The following is a 19,939-nucleotide window of genomic DNA, read 5'->3' as shown; positions in this document are numbered from 1 at the left end:
AGTTATGGATATTAATCTGTTTGATTTTCATTTACCAGAAGAGCTCATTGCACAAACGCCGCTTGAAGAGCGTGAAACATCAAGATTAATGGTGTTAGACCGTGAAACAGGTGATATTGAGCATAAGCATTTTGCGGACATTCTTTCTTACTTACATGAAGGCGATTGTTTAGTCTTAAATGAAACGAAAGTTATGCCTGCTCGCCTGCACGGTGTGAAAGAAGACACAGGTGCACACATCGAAGTACTTCTTTTAAAACAAGAGGATGGCGATAAGTGGGAAACACTTGTAAAGCCAGCGAAACGTGTAAAAGAAGGAACTGTCATTTCTTTTGGCGAAGGAAAGCTAAAGGCAACTTGCATTGGAACAGCTGATCAAGGTGGACGTCAACTTGAGTTTTCATATGATGGCATCTTTTATGAAATTTTAGATGAACTTGGAGAAATGCCACTTCCTCCGTATATTAAAGAGACGTTAGAAGATCGCGATCGTTATCAAACGGTATATGCGAAGGAAATCGGTTCAGCGGCTGCACCGACAGCAGGTCTTCACTTTACGGAAGAGTTATTAGAGAAATTGAAACGAAAAGGTGTTCAATTAGCATTTATTACATTGCATGTAGGTCTTGGAACATTTAGACCAGTTTCTGCTGACACAATTGAGGAACATCATATGCATGCAGAGTATTATCATATGTCAGAGGAAACGGCAGATTTACTAAATCGTGTGAAAGAAAACGGTGGACGTATTATTACAGTTGGTACGACATCAACTCGTACGCTAGAAACAATCGCGACAGATTACGATGGTAAACTTTGCGCGGCTTCTGGCTGGACAGACATCTTTATGTACCCAGGGTATGAATTTAAAGCAATTGATGGTTTAATTACAAACTTCCACTTGCCAAAATCAACATTAATTATGCTTGTAAGTGCATTTGCAAATAGAGAGAGTGTACTGCATGCTTATAATGAAGCAGTAAAAGAAAAATACCGTTTCTTTAGCTTCGGTGATGCAATGTTCGTTGCATCTCATGCTAAAATGAGAAACAAATAAAAGGAGTAAATTATGACAGCAATTCGTTATGAATTTATTAAAACATGTAAACAAACGGGTGCCCGTTTAGGTCGTGTGCATACGCCGCACGGATCATTTGATACACCAACGTTCATGCCAGTTGGTACACTTGCGACAGTTAAAACGATGTCACCAGAAGAGCTAAAAGCGATGGACTCTGGCATTATTTTGAGTAATACGTATCATTTATGGCTACGCCCAGGTCATGAAATTATTCGTGAAGCAGGCGGCTTGCATAAATTTATGAACTGGGACCGTGCGATTTTAACGGATTCTGGTGGTTTCCAAGTATTTAGCTTAAGTGACTTCCGTCGTATTGAAGAAGAGGGTGTTCATTTCCGTAATCATTTAAATGGAGATAAATTATTTTTATCACCAGAAAAAGCGATGGAAATCCAAAATGCATTAGGTTCAGATATCATGATGGCATTTGATGAGTGCCCACCGTTCCCGGCTACTTTTGAATATATGAAAAAATCTGTAGAGCGTACGAGCCGCTGGGCAGAGCGCTGCTTAAAAGCGCATGAACGTCCGCAGGATCAAGGCTTATTCGGTATTGTACAGGGCGGAGAGTTTGAAGAACTTCGTCGTCAAAGTGCGAAAGATCTTGTCTCAATGGATTTCCCTGGCTATGCTGTAGGTGGTCTATCTGTTGGTGAACCGAAAGATATTATGAATCGTGTTCTTGAGTTTACAACACCACTTCTTCCAGATAATAAGCCACGTTACTTAATGGGAGTAGGTTCTCCTGACTCATTAATTGATGGTGCAATTCGCGGTATCGACATGTTTGACTGTGTACTTCCAACTCGTATTGCTCGAAATGGTACATGTATGACAAGTGAAGGACGCTTAGTCGTGAAAAATGCGAAATTCGCAAGAGACTTCGGTCCACTTGATCCAAATTGTGATTGCTACACATGTAAAAATTACTCTCGTGCGTACATTCGTCACTTAATGAAATGTGATGAAACGTTCGGAATTCGTTTAACGTCTTATCACAATCTTCATTTTCTGTTAAACTTAATGGAGCAGGTGAGACAAGCTATTCGTGAAGACCGTCTTGGCGATTTCCGCGAAGAGTTCTTTGAACAGTATGGCTTTAATAAACCGAATGCTAAAAACTTCTAATACATAATTTAAAAGGAGGAACAAAAAATGAATCCAGGTATGATGAATATTGTTATGATCGTTGCGATGTTTGCGATTTTCTATTTCTTATTAATTCGCCCACAGCAAAAACGTCAAAAAGCAGTAGCTCAAATGCAAAGTGAAATCAAAAAAGGTGATGCTGTCGTAACAATTGGTGGTTTACACGGTACAATCGAATCAGTAGATGACACTACAATCGTTATTAAATCTGGTGGTTCACACTTAACATTCGATCGTAATGCGATTCGTGAAGTTGTGAAAAACTAATGATGAAGGCCCTGCATGAAACATGCAGGGCCTTTTTTTAATGTGGTTGTTTTGACATATTTACACCGAAAATACCGCCGAGTGTACTGGCTCCCATTAATGCTAGTTGATAAAATAATTGTGAATTTGATAAAGGTTGTGAGAATCCTAAATAGTTAACAAGAAATACGAGAATAGTGAAGGTAAGTCCTGTTGTGAATCCAACTAACCAGCCTTTACCTTGTGCTTTTTTACCAGCAATAAATCCAGACATAAGCATAGATAAAAGAGCGAGTATGAAAATGGTAACCGCCAAGGTCCCTTCATTAATATTTGTAAATTTTAATAAAAGAGCCATAATCATACTTGTAATAGATGCGAGAATGAATACAGTGATAATACCAAATCCGATACCCCTAGATAGTTTCTTCGTTCCATCCATTATGCATTCCCCCTTTTTAATACAAGCATATTTTCATTTTGGATAAGTTAGACTAGTTTCTTTTCTGTAGGGGAGCCTATAAATAAAAAAGGAGATGTAGAAATGGAATGGGTATCAATAATTGGGCGGACAATGCTTTTGTATGTCGTGATTTTAGTTATTTTTCGCTTTATGGGTAAACGAGAAATTGGAGAACTAAGTGTATTAGACTTAGTTGTTTTTATTATGCTTGGTGAAATGGCTGTAGTTGCAATTGAAAATACAGATAAATCACTTTGGCATCAATTAGTTCCTATGATATTTCTTATGGGCATACAAATTATTTTATCAGTTATTTCTTTAAAGTTTCAGAGCGTTCGTCATTTAATAGAAGGGGAACCGGCGATTATTGTAAATGCGGGGAAAATTGATGAAAAGAAGATGAGAGGACAACGATATAATATAGATGATTTATTAATGCAATTAAGAGAACAAGGCGTTGGAGATGTACGTGATGTCGAATACGCGATTTTAGAACCGTCTGGAAAATTATCTGTCTTTCAAAAACAAAAAAGTAAGAAGAGTAAAAATGATACACTGTTGTTTTCGCTCCCTTTAATTATAGACGGAGAAATTCAGCACAGTCATTTAGAGATGATTGAGCATACAGGTGAATGGCTCGTTGAGAAATTGAAGAACTTAGGTTATAACGATGTGAAGAGAATATTATATTGTAGCTTTCAAAATGGCCAGTTTTTTGTTGATTTGAAAGAAAAATAGAGGCTTGTCTTTAAGTGGCAAGCCTCCTTACTTCAAAAATGAAAGTCTACGAATAATAGGAAGACGGCGTAGTTCTTCTTTCCGAATTAGTCTGAATAGAAGAAGAAGGATAATGTAAAGTGTAGTTGTTAATATAATTTCCCATAATGTCTGCGTACCGAGTGAGTGAGAAAAAATAATGTATTTGTGAAGATAGAAACCGAAAGCACCTGCAATACCGATTGTAATACCTCCGAAAATGTAATCTTTCGCATAAATGGTAAATGTAATTTTCTTTAATACAGTAGCGTAGTGAAGGAATGTTACAGTGACTATATTTGCTGCAATAGCAAGAGCGACCCCCATCATTTGAAACTCTGGACGTGAAGCAAGCACGAAAATAACAATTAGTTTAACAATAGCCCCAATAAATGTATTCATCATTGCAGCACGCGCTAAGTTTAAAGCTTGCAACACAGATGTAAGTGGACTTTGGAAATAATGAAATAAAAAACAAGGAGCAAGGAGTTGGATAAAGGCAGTTGCGCTATCTGAACCGTACATGAGAGTTAAAATAGGTGAAGCAAATACATACAGAATAACGACCGACCACCCGCCAGTAATTAACGATATCCGGAGTGCTTGTTGTAATCGATGTTCAACTAATCGATGCTGCCGTTTTGCCATCGCCTCACTAATTGATGGCACAAGCGCTGTAGAAAGAGCATATGTAATAAAGGCTGGTAGTGATAAGAGTGGAAATGCATAGCCGTTTAGTATACCGTATTGCTGAGTTGCCACTGAAGCGGCGACACCAGCGATTGCTAAGCTTTGCATAACGACGATAGGTTCAAAAAAATAAGAGACGGAACCGATTAAACGGCTTCCTGTAGTTGGGAGTGCGATGTCCATAAGAGAATAAAATGTTTTTTTGCTCTCTTTTACAGTGCTTAGAAAACCAGTCCGTATGGAGAGATGTTTTTCACGTTGGAATAAAGTAAGTAAAAATAGTAAGGATGCAACTTCGCCAAGAACAGCAGATAGCATAGCGCCTGCTGCCGCGTATTCTACGCCGTAAGGTAAAAATAACTGAATGCATACGGCGATAATTGTAATGCGGACAACTTGTTCGAGCACTTGGGCATATGCGCTTGGTTTCATATTTTGTTTTCCTTGGAAATAACCACGCAAAACGGATGAAACTGCAATAACCGGAACGACAGGTAAAATGGCCATTAATGGATAATATGTTCTTTCATCAGTTAATAATGTTTTAGCTAAAATCGGTGTGAGTAGCATAATAGCGATTGTTAAAATAATACTAATAACGGATGTGACTGCTAAAGATACTGTTAATATTTTTTTAACCTTTTGTTTATCATTTACCGCTTCTGCTTCTGCTACAAATTTTGCGATAGCAACAGGAAGTCCAATTTGTGTTAATGTAATTGCTAGAATGAAGGTGGGGACAGCCATCATATAAAGGCCAACGCCTTCTTCTCCTAAAATACGTGCCATTACAATGCGATTAATAAACCCAAGAATTTTTGTGATAAAGCCGGCTAGCATTAAAATAAATGCACCTCGTAAAAAGCTTTGTCTCGTCATGGTCTTCTCCTACCTTCTCAAAATCAATGGAATGATTTACAATAATTTATATGCACGTATGAGACAAGAATGACAAGCATTTAAGAGAGTGCGGTATACAAGTTGATCAATAAAGCTCTTGAAGGTGGTTATTGCTGTCCGTTAGAGCGGGATAAAAAGCGACTTTTCGTGCTGAAATAAGAAGGAGATGTTAAGTATGTTAGAAAAAGAGGATTTGGTAGAAGCTTACCGCGGACAGTTACAAGTCGTTTTAGAAAGTAAAGTAGAAGAATTTCAAATGTTTGGTTATGACCGAGTGACAGTTAATGATATTTGGAAGTTTTTAAAAAATAAAAAGTGGAAAAAAGTAGATCCTAATGTTAGATTGTATGAACTAGTGAACGATGTGCTAACAGTAACAGCTAATGAGTATATGACGTATTTAACTGTTGAAGCGTATCAAGAGCCGCTTTGGTCATTTGAAGAATATGAAAATAAATAACTGACTGTAATTGGTTTGTTCATCCTTTTGCAGTATAATGATAGGTATTGATAAAGAGGAGTTAATGATGTCAGAGATTTTACGTAAAGGAGGTAATGAGAGAGGGAAATAATTTGTAATTCGAATATAGGGTGTGTTTGTATGGCTAGAGTACAAAGCTGAAAGTTTACCTATATGGCTAGTAGTGAGCTAGTAAAAAAACACTGGAATTTACAGAAAGGAAGTCTACTAACTAGGCAATTGTATAGGTGTGAAATTTGTCTATAGTAAGTAAATCGATTGATTTGTTTAAAGTGTTAGTAGCAGAAAGAGGGTACATATGGCAAAGCGTAGTACGAGAATTGTCGCCTTTTTCCTTATCGTTTTATTAATCGGTGGGATGATTGGGGCGACAGGAAAAGACATAGCAAAAGGAATTAGTCTAGGACTAGACCTTCGCGGTGGTTTTGAAATTCTGTATGAAGTAAAACCAGCCAAAAAGGGTGATAAAATCGATCATGATGCATTAGTAAGTACAGTAGGTGCTCTTGAAAATCGTGTCAATGTTCTCGGTGTAAGTGAACCGAACATTCAAATCGAAGGAAAAGATCGAATTCGTGTACAGCTCGCTGGTGTAAAAGATCAGCAAAAAGCACGTGAAATTTTATCAACACAAGCGAAATTAACATTCCGTGATGTGAATGATAATCTTCTTATGGATGGAACGGATTTAAAAGGTGGCGGGGCGAAGCAAACATTCGATGACCAAGGTCGTCCAAGTGTGGGACTTAAGTTAAAAAGCGCTGAAAAATTCCGTGAAGTAACTGAGAAAATTTCAAAAATGCCACCACCAACGAATTTAATGGTAATTTGGCTTGATTTTGAAGAGGGAAAAGATTCGTATAAAGCAGAATCTGCAAAACCGAATCCGAAGTTTTTATCAGCAGCAACAGTAAACCAAGTATTTAACCAAGCTGAAGTATCTATCGTAGGTGGAAACTTCACAGTTGAAAGTGCGAAACAACTTTCATCTTTATTAAATGCAGGGGCACTTCCTGTTGATTTAAAAGAAATGTATTCAACATCTGTTGGAGCAAAATTTGGTCAACAAGCATTAGAGCAAACGATTTTCGCTAGTGCAATCGGTATTGCTATTATCTTCTTATTTATGCTTGTATTCTACCGTTTACCAGGACTTGTAGCGGTTATTATGTTAGGTCTATACATTTTCGTTACATTACTTGTCTTTAACTGGATGCATGCAGTTCTGACGTTACCAGGTATTGCGGCATTAGTGCTCGGGGTTGGTATCGCAGTAGATGCGAATATCATTACGTACGAGAGATTGAAGGAAGAGCTGAAAATTGGTAAGTCAATGATGTCAGCATTTCGTGCTGGTAACCATCGTTCATTAGCGACAATTTTAGATGCGAACATTACAACAATTGCAGCAGCTGGTGTATTATTCGCTTACGGTAATAGCTCTGTAAAAGGTTTCGCAACAAGTTTAATCGTAAGTATTTTAGTTGGTTTCATTACGAACGTATTCGGTACTCGTTTCTTACTAAGTTTACTTGTAAAGAGCCGTTACTTCGATAAAAAACCAGGATATTTTGGTGTGAAACAAAAGGATATTATTCCATTAACAAAAGGTATAGTACATCCACCAACGAGATTTGATCGTATTAACTTCGTAAATATCGGTCATAAATTCTTCTTGTTCTCAATTGTAGTTGTAATTGCTGGGGCAATTATATTACCGATTTTCAAAATGAACCTTGGTATTGACTTTGCAAGTGGTACACGTATCGACTTGCAATCAAAACAAGCAGTTACTGTGTCTGATGTTCATAAAGATTTGAAAGAATTGAAAATTGATGTGAAGGAAGAAAATATTGTACCGACTGGAGATGACAATAAAGGTTTCGCAGTTCGTACATTAGGTGTTTTATCGAAAGATGAAATTGCGAAAACAAAAACATTCTTCCATGATAAATACGGTACAGATCCAAACGTAAGTACAGTTTCACCAACAATCGGGAAAGAAATTGCACGAAATGCATTTATCGCAGTATTAATTGCTTCTGCAGTTATCGTTTTATACGTAAGTATTCGTTTCCGCTTTACGTACGCAGTATCTGCAGTAATCGCATTATTACATGATGCATTTGTTATGATTGTTATGTTTAGTATTTTCCAAATAGAGGTAGACTTAACGTTTATCGCGGCTGTATTAACGATTATCGGTTATTCTATCAATGACTCAATCGTTACGTTTGATAGAAACCGTGAGCTATATAAACAGAAAAAACGAGTTCGCGATATAAAAGATTTAGAAGAAATCGTAAACTCAAGTATTCGTCAAACAATTGGTCGTTCAATTAATACCGTTTTAACAGTGTTGTTCCCAGTAATTGCGCTACTTATTTTCGGTAGTGAATCACTGCGAAACTTCTCACTTGCATTACTTATTGGATTAGTTGTAGGTACGTATTCTTCAATCTTCGTTGCTTCTCAACTTTGGTTAATGCTTGAAAACCGCCGTTTGAAAAAGGGTAAAGGGAAGAAAAAAGTAGAAAATGAAGTATCTGAACCGCAAGTGTAACAATTAGAATGGAACATATAAAAAGATGATGCCTCTTTAAGGGGCATCTCTTTTTTCGTTTGTGGATACAATAAAATAGCAACTTTTACGAAAAATGAATCATGAAGGAATTGGAAGGAAGTGGTGATTCTATTGCTTTTTTTTGCTACAATAAAGGGATAGGTTGAGAAAAGAAGGGATTTCAATTATGGAAAAAGATGAACGTTTTAAACAGGCCGAGTTTGGTGCGATTGTTGGAATCATTGGCAATATCGTATTGGCGATCGTGAAAGCAGTAATCGGCTACATTGGAAACAGTAAGGCACTTTTAGCGGATGCGGTTCATTCTGGATCGGATGTAATCGGGTCGTTAGCTGTGCTTTTTGGATTGCGTGCAGCAAAGCAACCACCTGACGAAGATCATCCGTATGGTCACGGAAAAGCGGAATCGATTTCAGCGATTATCGTTGCTGTGTTGTTATTCATTGTTGGAGTGGAGATTGCAATTTCGTCTATAAAGGCTTTTTCCCAAGAGCTTGAACCACCAAAGGGAATTACGATTTTTGCCGTTATTCTTTCTATTGTGGTAAAAGAGGGAATGTTTCAGTATAAATATCGATTAGGAAAACGGGTGAATAGTGATGCAATTATTGCAAATGCATATGAGCATCGTTCAGATGTGTTTTCTTCAATTGCAGCTTTAATCGGGATTTGTGCAGCTATTCTTGGGGGAAAGCTAGGCTTAGAATGGCTTGTGTATGCGGACCCTGTTGCAGGGTTATTTGTTTCCCTCCTTGTTGTGAAAATGGCATGGAGCATTGGCGGAGATGCCATTCATACGACGCTCGATCATGTTCTTCATGAAGAAGATGTTGTCCCGCTTAGAGAAGCGGTTCTTCAAGTAGAAGGTGTGAAAAAAATTGGATCCTTATACGCGAGAGAACATGGCCATTATGTCATTGTTGATATTAAAGTGTCTGTGGACCCCTATATTACTGTAGAAGAAGGTCACCGCATCGGAAAACATGTGAAAGAGGCACTGATGAAACAAGATAATGTACAAAATGTTTTTGTGCATATTAATCCGTATTCTCCGAATTGAACATAATTAGGTATTTAATTATAGAGATGTTAAACCGTAGTTCGTATCATATTGTCACCCCTTAATCTGTCTAGTATAATGAACAGGTTAAGGGGTGATTTCGTGTTACAACCGAAAACGCGTTGGAAAGAAAAATCATATAATGATGAGCAAGTGAGTGAGCTGGCAAGGAATTTGCAACTATCACCTCTTGTTACTTCATTATTCCTCGGTAGAGGTTTAGATACAGAAGATAAGATTGTGGATTTTTTAAATACAGAAAATCAAGAATTTCACGATCCATTTTTACTTGAAGGAATGGATAGAACGGTAGAACGTGTACAAAAAGCCATTCAAAATGGTGAGCAAATTTTAATATTTGGCGATTATGATGCGGACGGAGTAAGTAGTACGACAGTTTTATTCCTTGCCCTTCAAGAATTAGGTGCAGATGTTGAGTTTTATATTCCGAACCGTTTTACGGAAGGATATGGACCAAATGAGGAGGCATTTCGCTGGGCACATAGCGCAGGGTTCTCATTAATTATTACTGTTGATACAGGTATTGCAGCTGTACATGAAGCGAAGGTAGCGAAGGAACTTGGAATGGATCTTATTATTACAGATCACCATGAGCCACCGCCAGAATTGCCAGAGGCGCTAGCGATTATTCACCCAAAATTAGAGGGCGGTATTTATCCGTTTCATTATTTAGCGGGTGTTGGTGTCGCATTTAAAGTTGCACATGCACTTTTAGGACGCGTTCCGGAACATTTATTAGAAATTGCAGTAATCGGTACAGTAGCCGATTTAGTATCGCTTCATGGTGAAAATAGATTGCTTGTGCAGCGTGGGCTTAAGCATATGCGTATGACAAAAAATATTGGTTTAAAAGCACTCTTTAAAGTAGCAAACGTTTCACAAAGTGAAATTACAGAAGAAAGTATCGGTTTCTCTCTTGCGCCACGTATTAATGCGGTTGGTCGTTTAGAAGATGCAGCACCAGCTGTTCATCTTCTGTTATCTGAAGATCCAGAAGAGGCGAAAGAGCTTGCTGAAGAAATAGATGAACTTAACAAGCTTCGAAAAGATATTGTTAAGCAAATTACAGAAGAAGCTATCTCTGAAGTGGAAAATAATTTCCCACCCGAAGAAAATAAAGTGTTGGTGCTTGCGAAAGAAGGGTGGAACCCAGGAGTCATCGGGATTGTAGCTTCTAAATTGGTAGAGCGTTTTTACCGCCCGACAATTGTGTTAAGTATTGACCCTGATAAGCAAACAGCAAAAGGATCAGCTCGTAGTATTGCAGGATTTGATTTATTTGCGAATTTATCAGATTGTCGGGAACTGTTACCTCATTTTGGCGGACACCCGATGGCGGCAGGAATGACGCTTCATATGAATGATGTGGATGAACTGCGCCGTCGTTTAAACGAACAGGCAAATGCAATTTTAACGCCGGAAGACTTTATTCCGATTACATCGGTAGATGCCGTTTGTAAAGTAGAAGATGTAACGCTTGCGTCAATCGAAGAAATGCAAAAGTTAGCACCATTTGGTGTTGGAAATCCAAAACCACGTATTGCAGTTAGAGATGCAGAGTTAGAAAGCATTCGTGCAATCGGATCAGATGGATCTCATTTGAAAATGGCACTTCGTGATGGACAAGCCACACTTGATACAATTGGATTTGGTTTCGGTGCTTACGCGAAAGAAATTTCTCCAGTCGCGAAAGTTTCTGTTGTAGGTGAAGCATCAATTAATGAGTGGAATAACTTTAAAAAGCCGCAATTAATGGTTCAAGATATTGCGGTAGAGGCGTGGCAGCTATTTGATTGGCGCAGTATGCGTAATGTAGAGGCGAATTTAGCAGAGCTTCCGAAAGAAAAAATAATAATGCTGTATTTTTCTGAAGAGGTATTGAATAAGTTTTCTTTAGAAGACTATAAAGAACAGCTTATGCATGCGTCACAGGTAACTCATTTAGACAATCAATATATCGTTTTACTTGATTTACCGAAAGGAACAGAAGAATTACGTGATTTATTTAAGGCGGGATTCCCAGCTCGAATTTATACGCTATTTTACCAAGAAAATAACCATTTATTTAGTACTGTTCCAACGAGGGAACACTTTAAATGGTATTATTCTTTCTTGCATCAAAAAGCGCCATTTTCTTTAAGACAACATGGGGAACAGCTATGTCGTCATAAAGGGTGGTCAAAAGATACAGTAAATTTCATGACACAGGTGTTTTTTGAGTTAGAATTTGTTACAATAAAAGACGGTGTCATTTTTATGGCAGATAAAATGAAAAAGCGTGATTTAATTGAATCGAACATATATCGTGAGAAAATGAACCATTTGCAATTAGAAAAAGAATTGGTTTATAGCACATATCAACAACTATACACATGGTTTGAAACGATTCGTAATCATAAAGAAGTAGAACAGTTAGGGTAAAGGATTTGTATTTACAGACCTTTTATATCTGAGGAGGATTCAGAAATATGGATTTCAAGCAACATATCGCAATTGTACCGGATTATCCAAGAGAAGGTATTGTGTTTAAAGACATCACACCTTTAATGAACGACGGTAAAGCATACAAAGCAGCAACAGATGCAATCGTTGAGTATGCAAAAGAAAGAAACATCGACCTTGTAGTAGGACCTGAAGCACGTGGTTTTATTATCGGTTGCCCAGTTTCTTATGCATTAGAAGTAGGATTTGCACCGGTTCGTAAATTAGGGAAATTACCACGTGAAGTTATTACAGTTGACTACGGTAAAGAATATGGAAAAGACGTTTTAACAATCCATAAAGATGCAATTAAGCCAGGTCAACGCGTATTAATTACGGATGACCTATTAGCTACAGGTGGAACAATTGAAGCGACAATTAAGCTAGTTGAAGAACTTGGCGGAGTTGTAGCAGGAATTGCATTCTTAGTAGAACTTACTTACTTAGATGGTCGTAAAATGTTAGATGGTTACGATGTATTAGTATTAGAAAAATACTAATTATTATATAGGTAAAACTACGGTGATAAAAAAGTACCCGTGAATCTCTTCGAGAGGAGCGGGTACTTTTGTATAATTGTACGAAAAAATTATGGTGAAATATCAGTAAAATCTTTTCCTTTTCACAATTCACAATCATTAGGTTATAATGGTAGAATAAAATTTATTCTACTGACAAGGGTAAAGTCAATTTTCAATAAAAGGTGATTCGATGGCAAATGAGCAAGTACTAACAGCTGAACAGGTACTCGAGAAAGCAAGTCAATATTTAGCGGACGATGATATTGAGCTAGTAGCACGTGCCTATGAATATGCACGTGATGCACATAGCGAACAGTATAGAAAATCGGGCGAACCATATATTATTCATCCGATTCAAGTTGCAGGTATTTTAGTTGATTTACACATGGATCCATCTACAGTATCAGCAGGTTTCTTGCATGATGTAGTGGAAGATACAGAAGTTACACTAGAAGATATTGAACGAGAATTTAATAAAGAAATTGCTATGCTTGTCGATGGTGTGACAAAGCTTGGGAAAATTAAGTACAAGTCTCACGAACAACAACAAGCAGAGAACCATCGCAAAATGTTTATTGCAATGGCTCAAGATATTCGGGTGATTTTAATTAAATTAGCTGATCGTCTTCATAACATGCGTACGCTGAAACATTTGCCTCAAGAGAAGCAACGTCGCATTGCAAATGAAACGTTAGAAATCTTTGCACCTTTAGCACATAGACTCGGAATTAATACTATTAAATGGGAGCTAGAGGATACATCACTTCGCTATTTAAATCCGCAGCAATATTATCGCATCGTTAATTTAATGAAGCGAAAACGTGCAGAGCGTGAGGAATACTTAGATGAAGTAATGACTGGCATTCGAGATAAATTAAAAGAAGTTGCGATCCAACCGGATATTTCAGGGAGACCAAAACATATTTATAGTATTTATCGCAAAATGGCATTGCAAAATAAACAGTTTAACGAAATTTATGATTTATTAGCTGTGCGTGTCGTTGTGAATAGTATTAAAGATTGCTATGCGGTACTCGGAATTATTCATACGTGCTGGAAACCAATGCCGGGGCGTTTTAAAGATTATATTGCAATGCCGAAAGCAAACCTGTATCAATCCCTTCACACGACTGTAATTGGTCCGAAAGGTGATCCGCTTGAAGTACAAATTCGTACGAAAGAAATGCATGAAATTGCAGAGTTCGGGATTGCGGCACACTGGGCATATAAGGAAGGCAAAGCGGCGGAAACAACAGGTACATTAGAGAAGAAACTAACATGGTTCCGTCAAATATTAGAGTGGCAAAATGAAGCTTCTAATGCGGAAGAGTTTATGGAATCATTAAAAATTGACTTGTTCTCTGATATGGTATTTGTCTTTACACCAAAAGGCGATGTAATGGAATTACCACTTGGTTCTGTCCCAATTGATTTTGCGTATCGCGTCCATTCGGAAATTGGAAACAAAACAATTGGTGCAAAAGTAAATGGAAAAATGGTAACACTTGATTATAAATTAAAAACGGGTGATATCATTGAAATTTTAACATCGAAACATTCATATGGTCCAAGTCAAGACTGGGTGAAACTTGCACAAACTTCTCATGCGAAAAATAAAATCCGCCAATTCTTCAAGAAACAACGCCGTGATGAAAATATTGAAAAAGGCCGTGAGCTTATTGAAAAAGAAGTGCGTGGCTTAGAGTATGAGATGAAAGAAATATTAGCGCCTGACAATTTAAAACGTGTTGCTGAGAAATACAATTTTGCAAATGAAGAAGATATGTTTGCAGCAGTTGGGTATAACGGTATTACAGCTGCACAAATTGTAACTCGTTTAACGGACAAATTCCGTAAACAGCGTGAAGAAGAACAAGACATTGTGGAAGTTAAAGAAGTTCGTAAGCCAATGAAAATTCGAAAATGGGATTCTGGTGTGAAAGTAAGCGGTGCTGATAATTTGCTAATCCGTTTATCAAAATGCTGTAACCCAGTTCCAGGTGACGACATCGTTGGTTATATTACGAAGGGGCGCGGTGTATCGATTCACCGTCGCGACTGTGTCAATGTTCATACAGAAGAGGCTGTAGAACGTTTATTAGAAGTAGAGTGGGAAGGTAGTCCTGAAAAAGAAATTGAATACAACGTTGATATTGAAATTTCAGGATATGATCGTCGTGGCTTGTTAAATGAAGTGTTGCAAGCTGTTACGGAAACGAAAACATATATTTCAGCTGTTTCGGGGAGAAGTGACCGTAACAAAATGGCGACGATTAATATGTCCATCTCTATTCATAACTTACAGCATTTGAAAAAAGTAGTGGAGCGCATTAAGCGTGTTCCAGAAATTTATGCAGTACGACGCATGATGCATTAATAGGGAGTGTATAAAAGATGAGAGTTGTCTTGCAACGATCAAAGGAAGCGTCTGTCACAGTAGATGGTGAGATCGTAGGACAAATTCCGTTCGGTTTAACATTACTAGTTGGCATTACGCATGAAGATACAGAAAAAGATGCAACTTACATTGCTGAAAAAATTGCAAACTTACGTATTTTTGAAGATGAGAACGAAAAGATGAACCATTCTGTACTTGATGTAAAGGGACAAGTTCTATCTATTTCGCAATTTACATTATACGGAGATTGCCGTAAAGGAAGACGCCCAAACTTCATGGATGCTGCGAAACCAGACTACGCAGAGCGCTTGTACGACTTCTTTAATGAGGAAGTTCGTAAACAGGGATTACATGTAGAAACAGGAAAGTTCGGAGCAATGATGGACGTTTCTTTAATTAATGATGGTCCGGTGACCTTAATTGTAGAAAGTAAATCGTGATGTTGAAGAAGAGAGGATTATATAATCCTCTCTTTTTTATACTTTGTGGTAGGTTTTGTTACTTTATCATCTCCTGACAGAAGACTCCCACCTCAAGGAATGGATAGGACATGGCTCTCTACATGTTCTGTTAGAAATGATCGTTTTCGGATCAGGGGTTGTGGTATTGTATCAATTAAAACATTATATGCTTGTGAGTGGATTGGCTATTGTCGTTGTGATGAATTGGATTCTTATGTTATGTATAGTGTAATCTTGTTTTAGGACTTAGTAGGGAATAGTCTTGTCTGAGAAGATAATAAAGACCTGTTGATGAAATAAACGTTATTCATTTGTGAGTATAACTGGACAATCAATATGGAACAATAAAAGTAATAACATCCATATTGATTGCGAGGGATATACGTATGCGTATGAATGAAAAAGGGCACTCTGTTACAAATGGTGCAAACCAGTTGTTTAACGTGAATTTTCATGATTTCATTTCGAAAGAGCAAAATAATACTTCGATGGAGCTTGCTTCTGAGTTCGGAATTTCACTTCAAGATGTCAAGCGCTTGAAGAAGCAGATTGAACGCTCTTAGGGCACTTGACAATCGCTCTTAACAAACGTATAGTAATTTTATATTTACATATGAATATAACCGTTGATGGAGAAGAGTAAATGAGACACACATGGAAAGAGAAGAAATGTCTTGGGCTGAAAACATTTCTACATGATGACTGATTGAATGACACTCTGTAGGTTTCAACTTGAAAGGCGTATATGCTTAGTAGAGGTTGAACGCAAATTTAAGCGTTATTAAAAAAGTGGAAGCATACGTGCTTCAATTAGGGTGGCACCACGGGTATAATACTCTCGTCCCTACTGAATAATCAGTAGAGACGGGAGTTTTTTTATTTTTATTAAGATTAAAACAATTTGAGGAGGAACTGAATATGTCTATTCAAATCCCACGCGGAACGCAAGATATTCTTCCAGGTAGTGTTGAGTTATGGCAGTATATCGAAGGGCAAGCGCGCGAAATTTGCCGTCGTTACAATTATAAAGAAATTCGCACACCAATTTTTGAACACACAGAGCTATTTTTACGCGGTGTTGGTGATACGACAGATATCGTACAAAAAGAAATGTACTCATTCCAAGATCGTGGAGAGCGTAGTTTAACATTGCGTCCAGAAGGTACAGCGCCTGTTGTACGTTCTTACGTTGAAAACAAAATGTACGGTGATGCAACGCAACCGACGAAATTATACTATATCGGTCAGATGTTCCGTTACGAAAGACCACAAGCAGGTCGCTATCGTCAATTCGTGCAATTCGGTATTGAAGCAATCGGTAGTAACGACCCTGCAATCGATGCAGAAGTAATCGCACTTGCTGTAGAGTTTTACCGCGGCATGGGCTTGAAAAATATTAAAGTTGTATTAAACAGTTTAGGTGATGCAGCAAGCCGTCAAGCACACCGTGATGCGTTAATTGCTCATTTTGAGCCGCGCATTGGGGAATTCTGTTCTGATTGCCAATCTCGCTTAGAAAAGAACCCTCTTCGTATTTTAGACTGTAAGAAGGACCGCAATCATGAATTAATGGGTACAGCACCATCTATTACAGAATACTTAAACGAGGACTCAGCAGCGTACTATGACAAAGTACAAGAGCTATTAACGATGATGGATGTTCCATTTGAAAAAGATCCAAACTTAGTACGCGGTTTAGACTACTACCAACATACTGTTTTTGAAATTATGAGTGAAGCGGAAGGATTCGGTGCGATCACAACATTAAGTGGTGGTGGCCGTTATAACGGACTTGTACAAGAAATTGGTGGGCCAGAAATGCCAGGTATCGGTTTTGCGATGAGTATTGAGCGCTTAATTATGGCACTGAAAGCTGAAAATATTGAGCTGCCAATTGAACATAGTATCGATTGTTACGTTGTAGCACTTGGTGAAAAAGCGAAAGACCATGCTGCAAAAGTTGCATTTGATCTTCGTAAAGCTGGATTATCAGTTGAAAAAGATTATTTAGATCGCAAAATGAAAGCACAATTTAAATCAGCGGATCGTTTAAATGCGAAATATGTAGCTGTATTAGGGGAAGATGAGCTAGATAAAGGCATCATTAACTTAAAAGATATGGCAACAGGTGGACAAGAAGAAGTGGCATTAGATGTATTTGCTTCTTATGTAGCAGAGAAATTAATATAGGGGGAACTCATAGTGGCTGAAAGAACACATGCATGTGGAAAAGTAACAGTAGAAGCAGTTGGACAAACAGTTCAATTAAAAGGTTGGGTACAAAAGCGCCGTGACCTAGGTGGACTAATTTTCATTGATTTACGTGACCGTACAGGTATCGTACAAGTCGTGTTTAACCCAGAAACATCAAAAGAAGCATTAGAAGTAGCAGAAACAATTCGTAGCGAATACGTATTACATGTAGAAGGGACAGTTGTTGAGCGCGGTGAAGGTGCAATCAATGAAAATATGGCAACTGGACGTATTGAAGTACAAGCAACGAAAGTAAACGTATTAAACGCAGCGAAAACGACGCCGATCATTATTGCTGATGATACAGATGCATCAGAAGATGTTCGCTTGAAATATCGTTATTTAGATTTACGTCGTCCTGTTATGTACAACACATTTAAAATGCGTCACGACGTAACGAAAACAATTCGTAACTTCCTAGATTCAGAAGAGTTCTTAGAAGTTGAAACACCAATTTTAACGAAGAGCACACCAGAAGGAGCGCGTGACTATTTAGTACCGAGCCGTGTGCATGAAGGTGAATTTTATGCATTACCTCAATCTCCGCAGCTATTTAAACAGCTTCTTATGGTCGGTGGATTTGAGCGTTACTATCAAGTAGCACGTTGTTTCCGTGATGAAGATTTACGTGCAGATCGTCAACCAGAATTTACACAAATTGATATCGAGGCATCATTCTTAACGCAAGATGAGATTTTAGAAATGATGGAGCGCATGATGACGAAAGTCATGAAGGATGCAAAAGGTGTAGAAGTTAGCGCACCATTCCCTCGTATGAAATATGCTGATGCGATGGCTCGCTTTGGTTCTGATAAGCCAGATACACGCTTTGCGATGGAACTTACGGATCTATCTGAATTTGCAGCAGGTTGTGGCTTTAAAGTATTTACAAGTGCTGTAGAAAGCGGCGGACAAGTAAAAGCAATTAATGCAAAAGGCGCTGCTAGCAAATACTCTCGTAAAGACATCGATGCATTAACTGAATTCGTAAAAGTATATGGTGCAAAAGGTCTAGCTTGGCTGAAAGTTGAAGAAGACGGCTTAAAAGGACCGATTGCGAAATTCTTCGGTGAAGAGGATGCAAACGTACTAATGAGTACATTAGAAGCAAATGATGGCGACTTATTATTATTTGTAGCGGATAAGAAGAGTGTTGTTGCAGATAGCTTAGGTACACTTCGTTTACGTCTAGGTAAAGAACTTGAGTTAATTGACGAAAGTAAATTTAACTTCCTATGGGTAACGGACTGGCCGCTGCTGGAGTACGATGAAGATGCAGATCGTTACTTCGCAGCGCACCATCCATTCACAATGCCATTCCGTGAAGATGTTGAGCTATTAGAAACAGCACCAGAAAAAGCGCGTGCGCAAGCGTATGACCTTGTATTAAATGGTTATGAGCTTGGTGGTGGATCACTTCGTATTTACGAGCGCGATGTACAAGAAAAAATGTTCAAAGCACTTGGATTCTCACAAGAAGAGGCTCAAGAGCAGTTCGGATTCTTATTAGAAGCATTCGAATATGGTACACCGCCACATGGTGGAATCGCATTAGGTTTAGACCGTCTTGTTATGTTACTTGCGGGACGTACGAATCTACGTGATACAATTGCATTCCCGAAAACAGCAAGCGCGAGCTGCTTATTAACAGAAGCTCCAAGCCCAGTTTCAGGAGCTCAGCTTGAAGAGTTATACTTACAGTTGAACGTGAAAGAAGAGAAGTAAGAACAGAGTCTAGATGGTTATACTAACCCCATCTAGGCTTTTTTTTGAGAGGAGGTTAAAAAAGTCCGGTTCAGATAACTGTCACATCTCATCGTTGCCTTGCCAGTGCGGTGCTCGAGTAGTCCCTCTACACTGTGCTCCTCCTGGCATCGGCGCCTCGATTTGTTCGGTTCTCTAAATCCTCCTTTTTAAACTTGCATTGGAAGAGGAGGTTAAAAAAGTCCGGTTCAGCTAGCAGTCGCATTTCGTTGCTAGCTTTGCCAGTGCGGTGCTCGAGTAGTCCCTCTACACTGTGCTCCTCCTGGCATCGGCGCCTCGATTTGTTCGGTTCTCTAAATCCTCCTTTTTAAACTTGCATTGGAAGAGGAGGTTAAAAAAGTCCGGTTCAGATAACTGTCACATCTCATCGTTGCCTTGCCAGTGCGGTGCTCGAGTAGTCCCTCTACACTGTGCTCCTCCTGGCATCGGCGCCTCGATTTGTTCGGTTCTCTAAATCCTCCTTTTTAAACTTGCATTGGAAGAGGAGGTTAAAAAAGTCCGGTTCAGCTAGCAGTCGCATTTCGTTGCTAGCTTTGCCAGTGCGGTGCTCGAGTAGTCCCTCTACACTGTGCTCCTCCTGGCATCGGCGCCTCGATCTGCTCGGTTCTTAGAATCCCCTCCTTTTTCAAT

The 19,939-nt window shown here is 38.5% G+C and carries 16 protein-coding genes, 1 pseudogene and 1 other annotated feature; of the genes and pseudogenes, 15 read left to right on the top strand and 2 right to left on the bottom strand.

Going from position 1 to position 19,939, the window contains the following annotated elements:
- The first annotated feature begins 4 nt into the window (after positions 1-4).
- The 3 genes from queA to yajC are packed head-to-tail and all read left to right on the top strand — an operon-like array spanning position 5 to position 2,497.
- The gene (gene queA / locus DJ93_RS07780; RefSeq protein ID WP_042980063.1) at positions 5-1,057 is read left to right on the top strand and encodes a tRNA preQ1(34) S-adenosylmethionine ribosyltransferase-isomerase QueA; all 1,053 of its coding nucleotides are present in this window, start codon (positions 5-7) and stop codon (positions 1,055-1,057) included.
- A gap of 12 nt (positions 1,058-1,069) precedes the next feature.
- Entirely contained in the window at positions 1,070-2,209 is a 1,140-nt protein-coding gene (gene tgt / locus DJ93_RS07775; protein WP_000125362.1) for a tRNA guanosine(34) transglycosylase Tgt, read from the top strand.
- A 27-nt stretch (positions 2,210-2,236) separates the two neighbouring features.
- Complete coding sequence (yajC, locus tag DJ93_RS07770; RefSeq protein ID WP_042980061.1) at positions 2,237-2,497, top strand: preprotein translocase subunit YajC; 261 nt, start codon at positions 2,237-2,239, stop codon at positions 2,495-2,497.
- 37 nt (positions 2,498-2,534) lie between these two features.
- Here yajC and DJ93_RS07765 read toward each other — a convergent pair whose 3' ends face one another.
- Positions 2,535-2,918, bottom strand: a complete 384-nt coding sequence (locus tag DJ93_RS07765; protein WP_042980060.1) for a TIGR04086 family membrane protein — start codon at positions 2,916-2,918, stop codon at positions 2,535-2,537.
- Between the two features lie 102 nt (positions 2,919-3,020).
- Here DJ93_RS07765 and DJ93_RS07760 point away from each other — a divergent pair, with 102 nt between their 5' ends.
- Entirely contained in the window at positions 3,021-3,677 is a 657-nt protein-coding gene (locus tag DJ93_RS07760) for a DUF421 domain-containing protein (RefSeq protein WP_042980059.1), read from the top strand.
- 27 nt (positions 3,678-3,704) lie between these two features.
- On the opposite strand, the gene spoVB is transcribed toward DJ93_RS07760, so the two are convergent.
- Positions 3,705-5,264 carry a stage V sporulation protein B gene (spoVB, locus tag DJ93_RS07755; RefSeq protein ID WP_042980058.1) on the bottom strand — a complete coding sequence of 520 codons (1,560 nt, stop codon included), beginning with the start codon at positions 5,262-5,264 and terminating at the stop codon, positions 3,705-3,707.
- Between the two features lie 196 nt (positions 5,265-5,460).
- Between spoVB and DJ93_RS07750 the strand changes: the two genes are divergently transcribed.
- From DJ93_RS07750 to aspS, 11 genes and pseudogenes are all read left to right on the top strand, one after another.
- Positions 5,461-5,745, top strand: a complete 285-nt coding sequence (locus tag DJ93_RS07750; protein ID WP_042980057.1) for a post-transcriptional regulator — start codon at positions 5,461-5,463, stop codon at positions 5,743-5,745.
- Between the two features lie 319 nt (positions 5,746-6,064).
- A complete protein-coding gene (gene secDF / locus DJ93_RS07745) occupies positions 6,065-8,329 on the top strand; it encodes a protein translocase subunit SecDF (protein WP_042980056.1) in 2,265 nt (754 codons plus the stop codon).
- A 187-nt stretch (positions 8,330-8,516) separates the two neighbouring features.
- Positions 8,517-9,410 (top strand): cation diffusion facilitator family transporter, encoded by an 894-nt coding sequence (locus tag DJ93_RS07740; RefSeq protein WP_042980054.1) that lies wholly within the window; start codon positions 8,517-8,519, stop codon positions 9,408-9,410.
- Positions 9,411-9,512: 102 nt separating this feature from the next.
- Positions 9,513-11,852, top strand: a complete 2,340-nt coding sequence (gene recJ / locus DJ93_RS07735; protein ID WP_042980053.1) for a single-stranded-DNA-specific exonuclease RecJ — start codon at positions 9,513-9,515, stop codon at positions 11,850-11,852.
- Positions 11,853-11,899: 47 nt separating this feature from the next.
- On the top strand, positions 11,900-12,412 hold the full coding sequence (locus DJ93_RS07730; RefSeq protein WP_042980052.1) for an adenine phosphoribosyltransferase: 513 nt from the start codon (positions 11,900-11,902) through the stop codon (positions 12,410-12,412).
- Positions 12,413-12,623: 211 nt separating this feature from the next.
- Positions 12,624-14,810, top strand: coding sequence for a GTP diphosphokinase (gene relA / locus DJ93_RS07725; protein WP_042980051.1), 2,187 nt, complete (start codon positions 12,624-12,626; stop codon positions 14,808-14,810).
- A 17-nt stretch (positions 14,811-14,827) separates the two neighbouring features.
- On the top strand, positions 14,828-15,271 hold the full coding sequence (locus DJ93_RS07720) for a D-tyrosyl-tRNA(Tyr) deacylase (protein WP_042980050.1): 444 nt from the start codon (positions 14,828-14,830) through the stop codon (positions 15,269-15,271).
- A 97-nt stretch (positions 15,272-15,368) separates the two neighbouring features.
- A pseudogene (locus DJ93_RS34995) lies at positions 15,369-15,524 on the top strand (YrdB family protein); the annotation flags it as partial.
- A gap of 154 nt (positions 15,525-15,678) precedes the next feature.
- On the top strand, positions 15,679-15,855 hold the full coding sequence (locus tag DJ93_RS33145; RefSeq protein WP_001242605.1) for a hypothetical protein: 177 nt from the start codon (positions 15,679-15,681) through the stop codon (positions 15,853-15,855).
- Positions 15,856-15,909: 54 nt separating this feature from the next.
- Positions 15,910-16,141, top strand: a binding site (T-box leader).
- Between the two features lie 69 nt (positions 16,142-16,210).
- Entirely contained in the window at positions 16,211-17,482 is a 1,272-nt protein-coding gene (gene hisS, locus DJ93_RS07710) for a histidine--tRNA ligase (RefSeq protein WP_042980049.1), read from the top strand.
- Between the two features lie 12 nt (positions 17,483-17,494).
- On the top strand, positions 17,495-19,270 hold the full coding sequence (gene aspS, locus DJ93_RS07705) for an aspartate--tRNA ligase (protein WP_042980048.1): 1,776 nt from the start codon (positions 17,495-17,497) through the stop codon (positions 19,268-19,270).
- Positions 19,271-19,939: the final 669 nt, after the last annotated feature.

It is taken from the genome of Bacillus clarus (assembly GCF_000746925.1).
Classification (GTDB): Bacteria; Bacillota; Bacilli; order Bacillales; family Bacillaceae_G; genus Bacillus_A; species Bacillus_A clarus.
This window is presented reverse-complemented; position numbering and strand designations above follow the sequence as displayed.

What these genes read in the sequence shown, in the direction of transcription:
- tgt (WP_000125362.1), top strand. Translation starts at nt 1,070, where the DNA reads ATGACAGCAATTCGTTATGAATTTATTAAAACATGTAAACAAACGGGT.
- DJ93_RS33145 (WP_001242605.1), top strand. Translation starts at nt 15,679, where the DNA reads ATGCGTATGAATGAAAAAGGGCACTCTGTTACAAATGGTGCAAACCAG.
- DJ93_RS07765 (WP_042980060.1), bottom strand. Translation starts at nt 2,918, where the DNA reads ATGGATGGAACGAAGAAACTATCTAGGGGTATCGGATTTGGTATTATC.
- queA (WP_042980063.1), top strand. Translation starts at nt 5, where the DNA reads ATGGATATTAATCTGTTTGATTTTCATTTACCAGAAGAGCTCATTGCA.
- relA (WP_042980051.1), top strand. Translation starts at nt 12,624, where the DNA reads ATGGCAAATGAGCAAGTACTAACAGCTGAACAGGTACTCGAGAAAGCA.
- DJ93_RS07720 (WP_042980050.1), top strand. Translation starts at nt 14,828, where the DNA reads ATGAGAGTTGTCTTGCAACGATCAAAGGAAGCGTCTGTCACAGTAGAT.
- spoVB (WP_042980058.1), bottom strand. Translation starts at nt 5,264, where the DNA reads ATGACGAGACAAAGCTTTTTACGAGGTGCATTTATTTTAATGCTAGCC.
- DJ93_RS07730 (WP_042980052.1), top strand. Translation starts at nt 11,900, where the DNA reads ATGGATTTCAAGCAACATATCGCAATTGTACCGGATTATCCAAGAGAA.
- yajC (WP_042980061.1), top strand. Translation starts at nt 2,237, where the DNA reads ATGAATCCAGGTATGATGAATATTGTTATGATCGTTGCGATGTTTGCG.
- secDF (WP_042980056.1), top strand. Translation starts at nt 6,065, where the DNA reads ATGGCAAAGCGTAGTACGAGAATTGTCGCCTTTTTCCTTATCGTTTTA.
- DJ93_RS07740 (WP_042980054.1), top strand. Translation starts at nt 8,517, where the DNA reads ATGGAAAAAGATGAACGTTTTAAACAGGCCGAGTTTGGTGCGATTGTT.
- hisS (WP_042980049.1), top strand. Translation starts at nt 16,211, where the DNA reads ATGTCTATTCAAATCCCACGCGGAACGCAAGATATTCTTCCAGGTAGT.
- DJ93_RS07760 (WP_042980059.1), top strand. Translation starts at nt 3,021, where the DNA reads ATGGAATGGGTATCAATAATTGGGCGGACAATGCTTTTGTATGTCGTG.
- DJ93_RS07750 (WP_042980057.1), top strand. Translation starts at nt 5,461, where the DNA reads ATGTTAGAAAAAGAGGATTTGGTAGAAGCTTACCGCGGACAGTTACAA.